Genomic DNA, 15,986 nt, shown 5'->3' with positions numbered 1-15,986 from the left:
GCGACGACATAGCGTGGAGCGATGCAGACCGAAGAGCGGCGATCCTCGCGACCGGTGCGCCGGGTCATCTCCTATCTGATCAGCACCGGCCCGGTCGGCGACGGCTCGTGGCGCTGGAAGTTCACGACGGTGCTGGCGCTCATCGGCCCCGGTTCGGTCCCCTTGGCGCTGTTGCTGTTCGCGAACCAGAGCGAGATGCTGCTCGTCACCTACCACATGGACTGGGGTCCCGTCCTCGGAGCGATGACCGGCGCGGCGGTGATCGTCGCTCGGTTCCGGCCGGTGGTGGCGGCGCTGCTCGTCATGGGCGTGCTCCTCAGCACCGCTCTCGGCAGCGGCGACTTCGGATACGAGCCCTGGCCCATGACGGTGCCGAGCATCTTCGCCTACCTGGTCGTCCAGTTCGCGTTGGCGAGAGACTGCCGGGTGTGGGTCTCGATCGGCGCGTGGCTGGCCTATGTGGCCGCGGGGACCTGGGCGCTCTGGGCGGTGAACGCCCGAATCCTCCACATCGTCAAGGTCTTCCCGTTCGACGCGAACCCCGCGAGCGAGAACCTCTCGCTGGTGGCCTTGTACGGCGCCCTGGCCTTCCTGGCCGGTCTGTCGGTGCGGATCTGGCGGCATGGTCGATCGCGGGTCGCCGAGGAGGAGCAGGTCGCGTCGGCCGAGCGCGGTCGTCGGCGGATGCTGGAGGAACGCACGCGCATCGCCCGTGAGCTGCACGACATCGTGGCGCACCACATGTCGGTGATCGCGGTGCAGGCCTCGACGGCGGAGTACCGGCTCCAAGGGCTCGACGACGCCGCGCGGGCCGAATTCCAGTCGATCAGCGAGCAGGCGCGCGAGTCGCTGACGGAGATGCGGCGGCTCTTGGCGGTGCTGCGCAATGAGGACGAGGCGGGCCTGCGCGAGCCGCAGCCCGGTCCCGAAGGGATCGGGGGCCTGGTGGAGGCGGTGGACCGGTCGGGTACGCCGACGACGCTGACGACGGTCGACCTCCCCGGTGGACTGCCGGAGACGGTGGCGCTCACGGTGTACCGGGTGGTGCAGGAGGCGCTGAGCAACGTCGTGCGCCACGCTGCCGGGGCGGCGACCGAGGTGGAGGTTCGCGGCGAGGACGGTTCGGTGGTGGTTACCGTGGTCAATGCCCCACCGCCCGACGGCGGAGCGCCGCCGGAGCCGGACGGCGCCGGCCTCGGCCTGGTGGGGATGCGCGAGCGGGTCGTCCTCGAGGGCGGCACGCTCGATGCGGGGCCCACCGCTCGGGGCGGGTTCCGCGTCCGCGCCGTCCTGCCCGCCACCGCCCGACCGACAGCACAGGAGCCGACTTCGTGACGATCAAGGTCCTCATCGCCGACGACCAGGCGATGGTGCGCGCGGGATTCGCGGCGCTGCTCAACGCCCAGGACGACATCGATGTGGTCGGGGACGCCGCCGACGGCGTGGAGGCCATCGGCGAGGCGGCGCGCTGCCGGCCGGACGTGGTCCTCATGGACGTCCGCATGCCCAAGTTGGACGGTCTGGGAGCGGCGAGGCACCTGCTCTCGCTGCCCGAGGAGCGCCGACCCCGCGTGCTCATGTTGACGACCTTCGACATCGACGACTACGTGTACGAGGCGCTTCGCATGGGCGCCAGCGGCTTCCTGCTCAAGGACGCCCCGCCCGACGACCTGATCGCGGCCGTCCGGGTGGTGGCCGGGGGCGAGGCGCTGCTGGCCCCGTCGGTGACGCGGCGGCTCATCGAGGAGTTCTTCAGCTCGCGGCCGACCGAGCTGGTGCGGTCGTCCAGGCTCGATTCGCTGACGGCCCGCGAGGAGGAGGTGCTGCGGCTCATCGCGCGGGGCATGTCGAACTCGGAGATCGCGGCGCACCTGTTCGTCTCGGAGCAGACGGTGAAGACGCACGTGGGCAAGGTCTTCGCGAAGCTGGGCCTGCGCGACCGCGCCCAGGCGGTCATCTGCGCCTACGAGTCGGGACTGGTCCAGGCGGGCGACCCGAGCTGAGCTCGTGAAACGAGCATGCTCGAGCTCAGGGGAGAGTGGAACGGAAGGGATGATTCTGTTCTGCTATTATAGGAATATAGCGTTCCGTTCCATACTTTCTCGCGAGGAGTCCCCATGACCTTCCTGATCACCGGAGCCACCGGCACCGTCGGCCGCAACGTCATCGCGCAGCTCATCGAGCTCGAGCCGGGCGCCAAGATCCGCGCGCTCACCCGCAACGCCGAGGCCGAGCTCCCCGACGGCGTCGAGATCACGGTCGGCGACCTCGCCGAGCCGGAGACCCTCGACGGCGTCTTCGACGGCGTCGAGGCCGCGCACCTCATCAACTTCGCCGGCGAGCAGTACGCGCCGCTCCCCCACGCCGGCCGCATCGTCGAGCTCGCCGAAGCCGCGGGCGTCCGCCGCGTCACCGTCCTCGGCGGTCGCGCCGAAGGCGCGCTCGAACAGGCCTTGGCCGGCAGCGCCGTCGAGACGACACTCCTGCACCCGGTCGAGTTCATGTCGAACACGCTCATGTGGTGGGCGGCGGCGATCCGCGCCGAGGGCCGCATCCGCGAGCCGTTCGGCGACCGCGTCAGCGCGATGATCCACCCTGCCGACATCGGCGCGGTCGCCGCGAAGGTGCTGCTCGAAGGCGGACACGACGGCAAGGAGTACGTGCTCACCGGCCCCGAGGCCGTCACGATCACCGACAAGGTCCGCATGCTCGGCGAGGCGATCGGACGCGAGCTGGCGTTCGTCGAGCTCACCGTCGACCAGGCGCGCGAGAAGTGGGCCTCGGAGGGCATGGGCGAGGACATGATCGCCTTCCTGGTCGAGGCCCTCGGCAACACGCCGGAGGAGGGCAAGACCGTGGTGTCCACGGTGGAGGACATCACCGGTCGAGCGCCGCGCGGCTTCGCGCAGTGGGCCGCCGAGCACGCCGACGCGTTCCGCTAGGACGCCGCAGCGCCCCGCTCCGAACAAGCGGCGGGGCGCTGCTCGCTGCTTCGTCGAAGGCCGTCGCACGGCTTGACGGCGATCTCCCAGAACGGTCGATGACCGGAAACCGACTCGAGCCGTTCTACCAGGCGGGCGGCCATGGCCTCATTGGTGTCGCTCATGCACTGCCGCCCCGAGCGCATCACCAGTACGCCCCACTATGCCCGTAAATCTCGTGAATAACACTGCTGTTCATATATGCGCAACAATATGAAACCTGTATGGATATTCACTGAATTATTGCCATCTTCTCGTTTGCACGTTTTCCCACTAACCTCCTCGTATGGCGCCACTCACATGTGACCGCCATGACATCTACTCCCCGGTAGTTGTCACATGCCCTCACCCGAAAGGCATAGAGAGACGAAACTCAAACGAGTGCTGGCGGCCACCGCCGCAAGCGCCCTCGCCACCTCCTTCGCGTTCGCCATGACCTCGTCGTCGGCCTCGGCCGACCCGCTCGAGATCAAAGCCGAGGATGCACGGGCCGACCTGCTGGGCAACGTCAGCCCCGCCATGATCGACGCGATGTCCGAGACCTTCGACATCACCCCGACCGAGGCCTACGACCGTCTCGCCGTCGAGGCCGTCGCCGCCGAACTCCTCGCCGAAGTCCCCCAGGAGTTCGACGAGACCTACGCCGGCCTGTGGGTCAGCGAGGACGCCGAGGAGATCATGGTCGCCACCACCTCCCGCGCCGACGCCGACGACCTCGCCGCCGAAGGCGCCACCCCGGTGCTCGTCGAGCACGACCTCGCCGACCTCGAGGCGGCCGTGGCCGACCTCGACGCCGTCCAGTCGGACGGGGTCTACGGCTACTACGTCGACGTGGAGAGCAACGCGATCGTCATCGAGGCCGCCGACGCCGACGCCGCGACCCACCTGGCAGAGGCCGCGGGCGTCGACGCCGACATGGTCTCCGTCGACACCACCGCCGAAGCGCCCGAGACGTACTTCGTGCGCGGCGGCGACGCCTACAACATCAACAACTCCTCGCGCTGCTCGGTCGGCTTCGCCGTCCGCCAGGGCAGCACGCCCGGCTTCGTCACCGCGGGCCACTGCGGCCGCACCGGCGCCAGCGTCACCGGCGGCGAGGCCGCTCCCGGCACGTTCCGCAACTCGGTCTTCCCCGGCAACGACGCCGCTTGGGTGGCCGTGGGCAGCGGCGAGACCCTGTACAACATCGTCAACATGTACTCGGGCTCGCGTTACGTCTACAACTCCAACCAGGCGGCTCCCGGCTCGTCGATCTGCAGGTCCGGTTCGACCACCGGCTGGCACTGCGGCACCGTGCAGGCGTTCAACCAGACCGTGAACTACTCCCAGGGATCCGTCCGCGGCCTGACCCGCACCAGCGTGTGCGCCGAACCCGGTGACTCGGGCGGCTCGTTCATCGCCGGCAACAGCGCTCAGGGCATGACCTCGGGCGGCTCGGGCAACTGCCGCACGGGAGGCACGACCTACTTCCAGCCCATCAACCCGGTGCTCAACGCCTGGAACCTGACGCTCGTCACCAGTTAGCGCCAGCCGTCTCTTATCCTCCACAGAACAGCGAGGGGCCTCCCGACAGTCACCGGGAGGCCCCTCGTGGTGTTCCAGGGCCGTGTCACGCGCCGACGAGCGCGGCCACCGCCGTCACCGACAGCACGCAGCCGCCGCACACGATGGCGGCGGCGCCGAACAGCGGTGCCCAGGCGCCGAGCCTCGCCAGCGCCCGATGCCCTGCCGCCCTGCGGCCCAGCCAGTCCCGTCCCGCGATGACCATGAGGCCGACGGCCAGGACGGTCGCGGCCAGCCCGAGCCCGAAGCCGACGACCATCGCCACCGCCAACGGCGCACGGCCGGTGAGCAGGCCCGACACCAGCAGCAGGAACGCCGCCGGCGACGGCACGAGCGCGCCGACCGAGGCGACGGCGACCAGACCGCTCCACGACCACGGTCCCGCCCCTTCCGGCGGGCCGTGGTGATGGTGGTGGGGGGCGTGGCCGTGAGCCCTGCGGTGCCTGAAGGCCCGCCATTGGCGGCGGCACACGACCGCGCCGAGACCGAGCACGAGCACGGCGACGAGCAACCGCCCCCAGTCGGCGAGCGAGTCGATCGACGCCGCCTGGCCCTCGGCGGTCCACCACCACAGCAGCCCCAAGACCAGCACCGAGACGGTGTGCAGGGCGGCGATGACGACCGCGAGCGCCACGGCCTGGAGCCGGCGGCCCCGCTCGGCGACGAGGTAGGCGGCCACGAGCGTCTTGCCGTGTCCCGGTCGGACGGCGTGCGCGGCCCCGACGAGGACCGCGATACCGACCGCGATGGGCCACAAGGCGTCGTCGAAGGCGCCCAGGAGCCGCGCGTCGATGCCGGTCATGACGGCGATCCGGCCGCCGTGCGGCGCAGTCGCCTCAGCACGACGACGGCGGCGGCGGCCGAGGCCGCGATCGCCACGGCCAGCGCCACCGGGGCGAACCAGTCGCGCCCCTCCTCGGCGGCGGTGGCGTCGAAGCGCCATTCGGCGACCGGATCGCCGACGGTGTACAGGTGCTGTTCCGGTGCGGCGCCGTCGGCGAACGCGACCGTCCGGTACGCCGGGTCGGCGTCGGTGAGCATCGTGACCTCGACTTCGACCGCGGTGACCGGTTCGGGGCAGGCGAAGACGAGCTCGGCTCCCTCGTCGACGAGCGCGGCCAGGTCGACCTCGGCCGGACACTCGCGCCCGTCCTGGCCGACCCGGATGTGCTCGGCGAGGTAGTCGGCGACGGCCCGGGAGCCGGTGAGCAGCTCGGCGTCGGTCTCCCCCACCGGTGCGGGTTCGGCGTCGGCGCCGAGGTCGAAGACGTACTCACGCTGGTCGGGGATCGCGCCGGTGACGGAGCCGAGGACCACCAGGTCGTCCGGCGGCGCCGTCCACAGTGCCTTGACCCGTGAGCCGTCGGCGGTCAGCCGCACCGTCTGGGGGTCGCCGAGCGGGTGCGCGGCGGCCGGTGCCGCGCCCACCGCGCCGGCGGTGGCCAGCGCGGTGAGCCCGAGCAGCACTCGGACGGTGGCGGTCAGTCGCATTCGCGTCCGCCGCGGCCGGTGGTGGAGACGATCGCGGCGGCCGAGCGGGCGGTGCGCCCGTCGGCGGCGGCGTTCGCGATCCACAGGTAGTCGCCGCACCACGCCAGGCCGGTCCAGTCGACCGTCGCGGTCTCGCCGTCGGCGGCGCCGGCCGTGCCGATCTCGACGGCGGCGGTGTGCGGCGCTATGAGCTCGGTGGCGATCCGCTTGTCGTAGCCGGTGTTCAGATCGACCTCGATGGTGAATTCGTCGGTCGCGTCGTCGTACTCCTCCACCACGTCGTCCGGCTTGTACTCCCAGGCGTTGTGCTCCTCGCGCAGCGGCGAGTAGGTGTTGACGGCCATGAGTCCGGCGTCGACGTCGACCTGGAGGAGGCGCATGAACCCGGCGTTGAACCGACCCTCGTCCTCGAAGCCCTGGTAGTTCGCCATCATCTCGACGACGACGCGGCCGTCGACGCCGCCGACGTCGCGCTTGATGTTGAGGGCGACGCCGTGGTGGTGCCCGGCGAGGACCATGAACACGTTCTCGTTCGGCAGGACGATCTCGTTCCAGTACCGGTCGGCCATGGACGTCCACCGGTAGTTGTCCGGGGTGGACAGCGAGCCGTCCGGGTGCAGGTACTCGTGGGTCGCGAAGACGACGTTGTGGTCGGGGTGGGCGCCCAGGACCTGGTTGGCCCAGTCGATCGCGTCCTCGCCGGCGAAGTAGCCGAGGTAGAGGAACAGGAACTCGGCGCCGTCGGCCTCGATGACGTCGTAGTGGTTCTGGGAGTCGTCGGGCCGCCAGGCGCCGCCGTACCAGTCCTCGTCCTCGAAGCGCTCGGCCGGGAAGTGCTCGTTGTACAGCTCGCCTTCGCGGCCCCACTTGTTGTCGTGGTTGCCGGGCGTGACGCCGTAGGGCTGCCCGGCCCGTTCGAGGACGGCCATGGTGTCGGAGGCGAACTCGTACTCGTCGACGGCCCGCTCGGAGGAGTGGGTGCCGTTGAGCCAGTTCTGGATGAGGTCGCCGGTGTGGGCGGTGTACTCGATGCCGCGGGCGTCGGCGTTGGTGGCGATCCAGCGGGTCATCTCGGCGTAGGACTCGCGGTAGCCCTCGCTGAGGAACTGGGTGTCGGTGACGTAGCCGAAGGACACGTCGTACTCGGCGGGGTCCTTGAACGCGAGGTTCGGTTCGGCCGCGTCGTCGGAGAAGGCCGCGGCGGTGGCCGGTCCGTCCTGGACGAGGATGTCGACGTTGCGCCCGCGCAAGTGGTTCGACGCCTCGACGGCGCCGGTGAGGGTGATCTGGCCGCCGGTCATCCCGCCGTCGGCGGCGATGAGGTCCCACTGGCCGGACCGGTGGTTCCACGCGTACATCTGGAGTTCGTTGGTGCCGGTGGAAGCGCCGCTCCAGGTGAACTGGAAGTCCTCGCGCTGGGTGGCGCCGAGGTTCAGCTCGTAGCGCTGGAACGGGAAGGACGCGGTCGATTCGGTGACGAGCTCGCCGCCGCCTTCGAGGACGCCGAGGTCGGCCTCGTCCTCGCCGTCGACGCGGCGGCTGGACGGCGGGGCCTGGTCGGTGGCGCCGGTGTAGACGCGCGAGGCCCGCTCGTTGACGGCGATGGTCGGCGCGCCGGTGAAGGCGAGATCGCTCGCCCCGCCGGTGGTGTGGTCGGCGGTGGCGCTCAACGCGGCCGTCCGGCCTTCGACCTCGGCCCCGGTCTCGGGCGCGAGCGGCCGGCCGGCCGGGTCGACCTCGACCGGTTCGAGCTCGGCGTCGGTGAAGTCGGTCGGGTGGCGCAGGTCGTCGGGCAGGGACCCCGGGCTGCGTTCGGCGGTGACGAAGTCGTCGGCGTTGTAGGCGGTCTCGTCGAGGCGCTGGAACGTCTCGCCGTCTTCGAACGCGACGGCGTTGAACAGCGACAGGCCCTGGGTGCAGGGGCTGTAACTGGCGTTGTAGACGCCGACGCTGTCGGCGAGTCGGCCGCGGTCGTCGAGGACCATGAGGCCGAAGCCGCCGGCGGCGAGGCCGACGTCGTAAGACGCGTCCCAGTCGTCGCGGTCGTGGTAGCCGGAGCCGGTGTGGACGGACAGGTAGGTCTCGCCGGGTTCGAGGACGACGTCGCCGATCACCGGGATCTGGAGGGTGGGGTTGCGGCGCCCGTCCTCCTGGCAGCGGTAGACCTGCCATCCGCTGAGATCGGCGGGCTCATCGCCGAAGTTGGCCAGTTCGAAGAACTCGTCGGCGCCGCCGTTCGGGCCGGCGTTGACCAGCTCACTCACCCTGATGCCCGAATCGACCGGCGCGGGGCCGGGGTCGTGGTCGGGTGCGGCCAGTTCGCCGATGGTGCGCTCGGCCCTGACGAAGTCGTCGGCGTTGTCACCGGTGTCGCCGGTGCGCTGCCAGGTCTGGTTCCAGCCGAAGTCGAGCCGGTTGGGCAGGGCCTCGCCCTGGATGCAGGCGCTGCCGGTGGGCGGCTGGTGGACGCCGTCGGTCTCGTAGACGCCGACGGCGTCGCGGATGCCGCCCTCGTCGTCGATGAGCATCGCGCCGAAGCCGACGTTCGCCAGGCTGGTCGAGTAGCGGGCGTGTGCGACGCCGGCGGGCACCGACACGGAGTTGTGGGCCGCGACGAACACCTCGCCGGGAGCGAGGACGGTGCCGGCGGGGATCGTCGCCTGGAGGCTGCCGGGCGTGGTCTGGCCCGCGCCCCAGCAGCGGTAGAAGCCCCATCCGCCGACGTCGACCGGGTCGTCGCCGAAGTTGGCGAATTCGACGAAGTCGTCCGAGGAGCCGCCCGGTCCGGCGTTGGTGAGCTCGGAGACGAGGACGTCGCTGGGCTGGACGCCGTCGTCGGGCTCGGTCGCGTTCGGTTCGCCGGGGGTGCGGACGGCCTTGATGAAGTCGTCGGCGTCGGTGCCAGAGTCATCGACGCGCTGCCAGCTCTGGTTCCTGATGCCGTTGAGGTCGTTGGGCAGCGGCTCGTCCCCGAGGGCGCATTCGCTGTCGACCGGGTCGGCGTAGACGGCGACCGAGTCGACGCGGTTGCGGTTCGCGTCTTCGAGCCAGACACCGAAGCCGGCGTTGGCCACGCTGACCTCGTAGTAGGCGTCCGCGTCGGTGACGGTGCCGCCCGCGTTGGCGAGCAGGAACGTCTCGCCGGGATCCAAGGTGACCGACCCGAGCGGCGGTATCTGCGGGTCGTAGGATCGCGAACCGCTGGCGGCGCAGCGGTAGACCTGCCATCCACTGAGGTCCGCGGTCTCGTCGCCGTAGTTGGTCAGCTCGATGACCTCGTCGGCGCTGCCGGCGGCGCCGTAGTTGCTCAACTCCGAGATCAGGACCTTCGGGCCGATTTGGGCTGCGGCCGAAGAGGAGACGGTCAGTACTGAGAGGACCAAGGCGAGGGTGGCCGCGATAGCGGTCGTGGGCACACGCCAATTCGGGCGATTCCGGGGGGAAGGAGTCATATCCCGGAGCTTGTCGGACGCACGTAAATCACGGATGAATCGTAGGGGACCTCCACACTGCTCGACCGTCAATTCTGTTACCGCGCCTATCCCCAGCGTGTCGTCGCACCGACCCAGGAGGCCACGCGATCGACGGCCGCGTGGAGATGCTCGCGGTCGGCCCGCTCCTCGTCCCACTGCACCGCCTCGACCACGAGATCACCGTTGGTGCGGCGCAAGGCGACCCGGCCGGGCAGATCGTCGCCGACGAAGATCGGGAGGCAGTAGTAGCCGAAGGTGCGCTTGGGCGCGGGGACGTAGATCTCGATCTTCCACTCGTGGCCCCACAGGCGTTGCATGCGCTCGCGCAGCCACACCAGTTGGTCGAACATGGAGACCGCGACGGGCCGGTCGGCGCCGGGGGCGCGCAGGCGCCTGGCCTCCGGGTCGATCCAGGCCCTCGTGCGCCAGCCTTCGACGGCGACCTGCTCGATCCCCATCTCGCTCAGGGTGCGCTGGGCGTCGGCGACCGAGATCCTGAAGTAGTCGGCGACGTCCTTGGTGGTGGCGACGCCGAGGTTGCGCAGGGCCGTGCCGGCCATGTAGCGCAGGCATTCCTCGTCGTCGGCGTCCCAGCGGTACTCGTCCGGGATCGCTCGCTCGGTGAGCTGGTAGACCCGCTTGAAGCCGATGCGGTGGGTGCAGGCGACCTCACCGAACCACAGCATCCGCTCGACGGCGTGCTTGTGATCGGTTCGCAGGTTCCAGCTGTCGCCCATGTTCGCGACCGGTCCGGCGCTCCCGCGATGCATGGCGCCGTTCGGGAAGTCGGAGACGGTGATCGCACCGCGCTCCTCCAGCAGCGCGAGGACGTCCTTGGCGGCCTCGGGGGCCAGCGCGGCCTCGGCGTCGTAGCGTTCGCGCCAGGCGCGGCGGCGGCGGGCCATGTACGGCCACGCCGAGACCGGCAGCAGCGACATCGCATGCGCCCAGTACTCGAAGGCGACGGCTTTGCGCCGCTTGTCGAGGCTGCGAGCGGCCTCGTCGACGTCGAGGCCGCGTGCCAGGAGGGCGAGTTCGTGCGCGCGGCGGACCGCGGAGATCGTGTCGAGCTGGATGCAGCCGAGCCGTTCGAGCACGGTCTTGTACCGGGTGGCCTTGGGCCGCAACTGGGCGGCCACGGCGATCCGGCGGGCTTCGGCGAGGCTGAGCGACTCGGGCACGGTTCGGTCCTTCCGACGGGGGTCTGGCCCGACGTTAATGCGAGGGTACGACAGTCGCGACCGTGCCGGTCTCCGCTCGCGGGTCGGCGGCACCTTCGGCGCGGCCGTCCTCGTCGAGCTCGATGAGGTGGGCGTGGCCGAAGGAGCTGCCCGCGGCGGCCGAGACGGTGGCGTGGCCGCGCTGCGACAGGCCGCGGTTCCATTCCTCGGGCGCGCCGGTCTCGAGCTCCACGTCGATGTCGTAGGCGCCGGTCCAGGTGCCGAAGCCGGTCTCGCCGGGGTGCAGGCGCCAGCGCGGCGCGGACACCGCGGCCTCCACGTCGTGTCCGCAGTGGAGGACGCGGGCGAGGAGCTGGGCGACGATCTGCGGCTGGGAGTCGCCGCCCATGGTGCCGGCGACGAGCCGCAGCGAGCCGTCTGGGCGGGTGACGAGGGCGGGCACGAGCGTGTGCGGAGGCCGCTTGCCGGGTGCGAGCTCGGCGGGGTGGCCGGGGGTGAGATTGAAGCCGGTGCCGCGGTTCTGGAGGCCGATGCCGGTGCGCGGCTCGAACAGGCGCGTCCCGAACCCGGCGGCGTTGGACTGGATGTAGGAGACGGCCGTGCCGTCGGCGTCGAGCACGGCCATGTAAGTGGTGCCGCCGGCCTGCTGATGGCTCGGGACGGCGGCGCGGGCGTCGGGGCTGACGCGGGCGGCGCGTTCGCCGGCGGCGGCGAGCAGGTCGGCGACGTCGGCGCCGTCGAAGAGCCGCTCAGGGCGGTCGTAGCCGGCGAGGCGGGAGGCCTCGACGAGATAGTGGGCCCACAGCGGATCGGCGGGGTCGGCGGGCAGGTCGAGGCGATCGGCGATGGCCAGCGACAGCAGCAGGAGATAGCCCTGGGAGTTCGGGGCGGCGGCCCAGACTCGGTGTTCGAACGCGTCGACGCTGAGCGGGTCCTGCCATTCGGCCTGCGAGGCGGCGAGGTCGGTCTCGGTGAACAGGCCCCGGCCCGCCTCGATGAGGCCCCCGCCGAATGCGCCGAGGTAGAAGCCGTCACGGCCGTCGCGGGCGATGGCGCGGAGCGCTTCGGCGGTGCGGGTTCTCGTGACCGTGTCGCCGGGTTCGAGGCCGACGAGGTCCTCGGCGCCTTCGACGCCGTCGAGGGTGGCGCCGGCGCGGGCGAGCATGGCCGCCGCCGGCCAGCCGCGCGCGGCCAGATCGATCGCGGGGGCGAGGAGCTCGCCGATCGACTTGGTGCCGAAGCGCCCGTGAAGGGCGAACCAGCCGTCGACGCACCCCGGCACGGTCGTGGAGCGAATGTCGCCGCGGAACGGCATGGCCTCGTGTCCCTCGGCGCGGAGCGACTCGGGGTCGGAGCCCGAGCCGGCGCGCCCGGAGGCGTTCAGGCTCGCGGGGACGGGCTCGCCGGGCCGGTGGACCAGCGCGAACAGGTCGCCGCCGAGGCCGCACAGGTGCGGGGCGACGACGGTCAGGGCGGCCCCGGCCGCGATGGCGGCGTCGACGGCGTTGCCGCCGGACGCGAGCACGTCGCGGCCGATGCGGCTGACATGCGGGTCGACCGAACACACGACACCCTGATTGACCACGGGACCTCCCAGCTCGGTTGTCATCCGCGCAGAAGCCTACCTTGCCGTGCGGCTAGCGGCACGGGTCAGGCGGTGATGCGGCTCGCCCGGCGGTCGACGTGGCCGAGGACGGTCAAGTGTTGCAGGGCGCTGGGATCGAGAAGCGGGACGGTCGCGAATCGGGCCGAGCACGATGACGCGGATGGTGGTCGAAGACGCGGCGGGCCGCGTATCGCACCCACGAATCGTCGGGCGCCGAGTCGAACGCCTTCTCGACCAGTCCACGGGTCCGGGCGGAGTCCCGTTCCTCGAACCGGATCCGGGGCTGCCGCATGCAATAGGCGCCGCGGTCCGGCGCGAGCCCGACGGCCTTCCACATAGCCGCGGAAGTGCCGCCTTTGCGGTCGAGGTCGAACCGGGCATTGTGGCGGGCACCCAGTGGGCGTCCGGGTCCTCCGGTGCGGCCTCGACGGCCCGCTCCCGGGCGCCCTCGGGACGCTCGGTCTTGTACAGGCACCAGGCGAGGAGCAGCCGGTGCACCGCTTCGTGCCCATAGCGAAGCGCGGCCCCCTCCAGCACCGTCGTGGCCTCAGTGAAACGACCGGCTTCGATATGCTCTCGGGCACGGGCCTCGGTGGCCTTCATGACGACCGCCGACCAGGTCCGGTCGACGGCTTTGCGAACACGTCCGTGCGCCACACCGTTTCGCATACCCGACTCCTGAGCACTCGGGGTGTATGGATTCGATGCCGGAAGCAATTGTCAGGTCCCGTCCCGGATGCCATTCCGGCGGCGGCTCGAATAGAGTGCTGGTGCTCACGACGGGTGATTTTGCGGCTAGACGGCCCTAGCATAGAGGCAGACCGCAGCCACCTGTACGGGAAAGTCTCTTGTACGGTGGAGGACAGTGGTGGGGACTAGAAGAAAGATCGGATCTTGTGATGGAAGAGCCAACACAGCCAGCAGAACCTGCCGGCCCGATCTCGTCGACTGTACGCCGCTGGCGTCGTCTGGCCGTGCGCCATGACCTGCAGTGGAGCGAGCTGCTGTTGATCGCGTTGAACCTTTACGGCTTGCGCGGAAACAACACCGAGGGGATGCGGCTGCGCATCCACTCCGAGAACGAAGAGTTCATGACGGTCTTGCCCGCCGACAGGGCCACGTCGCCGTTCAGTCTGCGCGCGCACGTCGACCCGTCCTCCCCGCAGCACGGGCTCAGCGAACTGTGCGTCGACGGCACACCGGTCGCCGAGATCATCGAGGCCGAGCCGGGCGACGAGGTGCGCGGATATCTGCGCGCCGACGGCACGGCGGCGACGCTGGCGCTGCAGAGCGGCACGGACGCGCAGGAACTCGTGAAGACCTACAGGGACCTCCTGCAGGCCTTGGCGTCCGACCTGGCCGACGACGGCACGCAGCACCAGATCAAAGAAGTGATGCTCACGGCGATCAACGAGCACGACGAGACCCTGGTCACCGAGAATCTGATCGCGGTGCGCGAGGCCATGATGGCCGAGGGCATGCCGGAGCACACCACGCTCGGCGTGCTCACACCGGCCCTGCACAGCGAAGCGGCGTTCGCGAAGCTGGCCGAGAAGGTGGGGCCGATCCTGCTCTTCCTGACCACCGAATCGTTCCAGGCTCACCTGGCGGATCCGGAGACGGACTCGACGCAGGCGGCCGCCGCGGCGGACCCGATCGGCCCGGCGGCGGCGCGGCAGTCCGAGCGCCTGGCGGAGATCCTCGCGGCCGCGCGGGCGGCCGGGCACCGGACCTCGTTCACTTACACCGTGGGGAGCGAACCGCTCGACGAGATGCGGGCGTGGCTGCTGCCCATGGCCGAGCAGACCACGATCTGGCCGTCGCTGACGATCCTCCCCGCCGAGACCCCCGTCGACGACTCCCAGCACATCGCGGCTCCCGACGAGCGACTCGACTTCGTCCTGGAGGCGCGGAGGCTCCTGGAGCAGATCTTCGCCCCGACGGAGCTCCGCCCCGAGCCCTGGCGCTCCTACCGCGGCCTGTGGTACCGCCAACACGCGGGCGAGCCCCTGGACGGCCCGTACGTCTAAGCCGAAAACACAGAAGGCCCCGCCATCGGCGGGGCCTTTTTGCCGGCCACACGCGGCCGGTGCGCGGCTGGCATAGTCTTCGCCATGCTCTTCCGGAGTGGTGGTGGGCGTGGTGCGTCACGGGCACCTGGGCAGCGTTCCGGCTCAGCATGGCGAACCGCCGCGCGGAGGCGAGGGATCGGTCAGTTCAGCCGCTCGGTGAGGCGCACCTCGACCACATCGCCGTCGCTCTTGCCGATCCGTTTGCGGATGGCCGCCGCGACGGGGAGCTTGTGCGTGCCATCGCCCAAGGCCATGAACGCACCACGGAAGGGGACACCGTCGATGGTGCCCGCCACTTTCACCAGCCCGCGCGTTCCGAATATGGCAGCCGAATCGGGCAGCTGTACGCAGGTCCATGTGTCACCGGTTCGGACCTTGCCGAGCGTGGCGGTGAACTGAATGTCGAGCGGTCCTGTGGGCATGATTCCCCCTTTGATTGACGTGGTTCAGGCGAGGAGACCGACGAGCGCACCGATCAGCGCCAGTTTCACGACCCAGTCGAGAGCATGGATCGCGGCGAGCGCAACGGGGACCCCCTCGTGTACGACGGCGCCCGCGAGGATGGCCGTCGGAAGCACCCCCAGTGCCAGCCCGAGCAGGATGCCGGCGCCGAGCCCTTCCCACCCGGCCGCCTGCATGAGACCGACGACGAGGCACGTGGCGACGAGGCTGCGGGCGATGACCGCGCCCATTTGGGCGGCGATGGGAACTCCCGGGCGTGGAGTGCTGTGGGCCTGCACGAAGGCGGCGACCGGCGGCACGGAGTACAGCACCGCGCTGAACGCGAACGAGGCGACTGTGGCGACAATGATGGCGAGCACCATGGCGAACCCCTAAGGTACTAGTTGGTACTTAAATACTCTAGCCCTAGTTTTCAGTCCGGTCAAGTACTAAAATCGAGACATGACCGACGTAGCTCGCCGGCGGGGTCGCCCGCCCGGCCGAACCGGAGCCGACCTGATCGCGACCGCGCGCGAAATGTTCCTCGAGCACGGCTATAGCGGAACGACCATGGACGAGGTCGCCGCGCGGGCACAGATCTCGAAGGCCTCGCTCTACCGCGAACACGCCTCCAAGGACGCGCTGTTCGCCGCGGTCGTCCGCGCCTGGGCGGAGGCCGGGCGTGACGCCATGCGCCCGCACCTGGAGCGGCTCGTGTCGGGTGACGACACCCGCGGTGACCTGATCGTCTTGGCCGAGGTCATGCGCGCGGGCATCCTCAGCCGAGACGTCCTGAACATGCGGCTTCTGGTCACCAGTGAGGCCAGGCGCCTCCCGCACGTCGCGGCAAGCTATCTCGAGAACAGCTGGGAGCGCAATATCCATGCCCTTGCCGACGCGCTTCAGGCGCTCGGCGAGCAAGGCCGGCTGAACGTGCGTGAACCGCTCATAGCGGCTGACCAGTTGACCTGGCTTGTAATCGGGTCACCGCTCAACCGGCAGCTGCTGACCGGCTCCGACGACGTCGAAGGACGCGCCGCTCCGGTCACGCACGCTGTGGACCTCTTTCTCGCCGGATACGGGCCGTGAGTACGCCGGTGCGTGATGTTCTGGTTCGGGTGTGTGTCCGGGTGGAACGACAGCAGCCCGCCGGCGGTGCCGGCGGGCTGCTGTACTCG

The 15,986-nt window shown here is 70.4% G+C and carries 15 protein-coding genes; 6 read left to right on the top strand and 9 right to left on the bottom strand.

Annotation, left to right across the window (positions count from 1 at the left end; all coding sequences use genetic code 11):
- The first annotated feature begins 21 nt into the window (after positions 1-21).
- From ACYVK3_RS21220 to ACYVK3_RS21210, 3 genes are all read left to right on the top strand, one after another.
- Entirely contained in the window at positions 22-1,335 is a 1,314-nt protein-coding gene (locus tag ACYVK3_RS21220; RefSeq protein WP_460499345.1) for a sensor histidine kinase, read from the top strand.
- Positions 1,332-2,003, top strand: coding sequence for a transcriptional regulator (locus ACYVK3_RS21215; protein ID WP_460499344.1), 672 nt, complete (start codon positions 1,332-1,334; stop codon positions 2,001-2,003). Before ACYVK3_RS21220 ends, ACYVK3_RS21215 begins: the two co-directional genes overlap by 4 nt.
- Positions 2,004-2,117: 114 nt before the next feature.
- Positions 2,118-2,942 carry a Rossmann-fold NAD(P)-binding domain-containing protein gene (locus ACYVK3_RS21210; RefSeq protein ID WP_460499343.1) on the top strand — a complete coding sequence of 275 codons (825 nt, stop codon included), beginning with the start codon at positions 2,118-2,120 and terminating at the stop codon, positions 2,940-2,942.
- Here the strand turns inward: ACYVK3_RS21210 and ACYVK3_RS21205 are convergent.
- Positions 2,939-3,106: a hypothetical protein gene (locus tag ACYVK3_RS21205; protein WP_460499342.1), complete on the bottom strand. Its 168-nt coding sequence runs from the start codon at positions 3,104-3,106 to the stop codon at positions 2,939-2,941. The genes ACYVK3_RS21210 and ACYVK3_RS21205 overlap by 4 nt on opposite strands.
- Before the next feature lie 214 nt (positions 3,107-3,320).
- Here ACYVK3_RS21205 and ACYVK3_RS21200 point away from each other — a divergent pair, with 214 nt between their 5' ends.
- The gene (locus ACYVK3_RS21200; protein ID WP_460499341.1) at positions 3,321-4,505 is read left to right on the top strand and encodes a S1 family peptidase; all 1,185 of its coding nucleotides are present in this window, start codon (positions 3,321-3,323) and stop codon (positions 4,503-4,505) included.
- 85 nt (positions 4,506-4,590) lie between these two features.
- On the opposite strand, the gene ACYVK3_RS21195 is transcribed toward ACYVK3_RS21200, so the two are convergent.
- The 6 genes from ACYVK3_RS21195 to ACYVK3_RS21170 all read right to left on the bottom strand — a co-directional run bounded on the left by ACYVK3_RS21195 (position 4,591) and on the right by ACYVK3_RS21170 (position 12,898).
- The gene (locus tag ACYVK3_RS21195; protein WP_460499340.1) at positions 4,591-5,346 is read right to left on the bottom strand and encodes a HoxN/HupN/NixA family nickel/cobalt transporter; all 756 of its coding nucleotides are present in this window, start codon (positions 5,344-5,346) and stop codon (positions 4,591-4,593) included.
- Positions 5,343-6,035 (bottom strand): hypothetical protein, encoded by a 693-nt coding sequence (locus ACYVK3_RS21190; RefSeq protein WP_460499339.1) that lies wholly within the window; start codon positions 6,033-6,035, stop codon positions 5,343-5,345. The genes ACYVK3_RS21195 and ACYVK3_RS21190 overlap by 4 nt, the downstream gene beginning before the upstream one ends.
- Positions 6,026-9,451, bottom strand: coding sequence for a lamin tail domain-containing metallophosphoesterase family protein (locus ACYVK3_RS21185; protein ID WP_460499338.1), 3,426 nt, complete (start codon positions 9,449-9,451; stop codon positions 6,026-6,028). Before ACYVK3_RS21185 ends, ACYVK3_RS21190 begins: the two co-directional genes overlap by 10 nt.
- Before the next feature lie 122 nt (positions 9,452-9,573).
- The gene (locus ACYVK3_RS21180) at positions 9,574-10,689 is read right to left on the bottom strand and encodes a winged helix DNA-binding domain-containing protein (protein WP_460499337.1); all 1,116 of its coding nucleotides are present in this window, start codon (positions 10,687-10,689) and stop codon (positions 9,574-9,576) included.
- A 34-nt stretch (positions 10,690-10,723) separates the two neighbouring features.
- A complete protein-coding gene (locus ACYVK3_RS21175; RefSeq protein ID WP_460499336.1) occupies positions 10,724-12,274 on the bottom strand; it encodes a gamma-glutamyltransferase family protein in 1,551 nt (516 codons plus the stop codon).
- Between the two features lie 36 nt (positions 12,275-12,310).
- The gene (locus tag ACYVK3_RS21170) at positions 12,311-12,898 is read right to left on the bottom strand and encodes a tetratricopeptide repeat protein (RefSeq protein ID WP_460499371.1); all 588 of its coding nucleotides are present in this window, start codon (positions 12,896-12,898) and stop codon (positions 12,311-12,313) included.
- 371 nt (positions 12,899-13,269) lie between these two features.
- Here ACYVK3_RS21170 and ACYVK3_RS21165 point away from each other — a divergent pair, with 371 nt between their 5' ends.
- On the top strand, positions 13,270-14,325 hold the full coding sequence (locus tag ACYVK3_RS21165) for a hypothetical protein (protein WP_460499335.1): 1,056 nt from the start codon (positions 13,270-13,272) through the stop codon (positions 14,323-14,325).
- Between the two features lie 182 nt (positions 14,326-14,507).
- On the opposite strand, the gene ACYVK3_RS21160 is transcribed toward ACYVK3_RS21165, so the two are convergent.
- Positions 14,508-14,789 (bottom strand): DUF1905 domain-containing protein, encoded by a 282-nt coding sequence (locus ACYVK3_RS21160; RefSeq protein WP_460499334.1) that lies wholly within the window; start codon positions 14,787-14,789, stop codon positions 14,508-14,510.
- Between the two features lie 24 nt (positions 14,790-14,813).
- Entirely contained in the window at positions 14,814-15,191 is a 378-nt protein-coding gene (locus ACYVK3_RS21155) for a DUF1761 family protein (RefSeq protein ID WP_460499333.1), read from the bottom strand.
- A gap of 79 nt (positions 15,192-15,270) precedes the next feature.
- Between ACYVK3_RS21155 and ACYVK3_RS21150 the strand changes: the two genes are divergently transcribed.
- Positions 15,271-15,897, top strand: a complete 627-nt coding sequence (locus ACYVK3_RS21150) for a TetR/AcrR family transcriptional regulator (protein WP_460499332.1) — start codon at positions 15,271-15,273, stop codon at positions 15,895-15,897.
- Positions 15,898-15,986 lie beyond the last annotated feature (89 nt).

This window comes from Glycomyces tarimensis (genome assembly GCF_054776215.1).
Note: the sequence above shows the minus strand (reverse complement) of the source record. Positions and strands in the feature narration are given on the sequence as shown.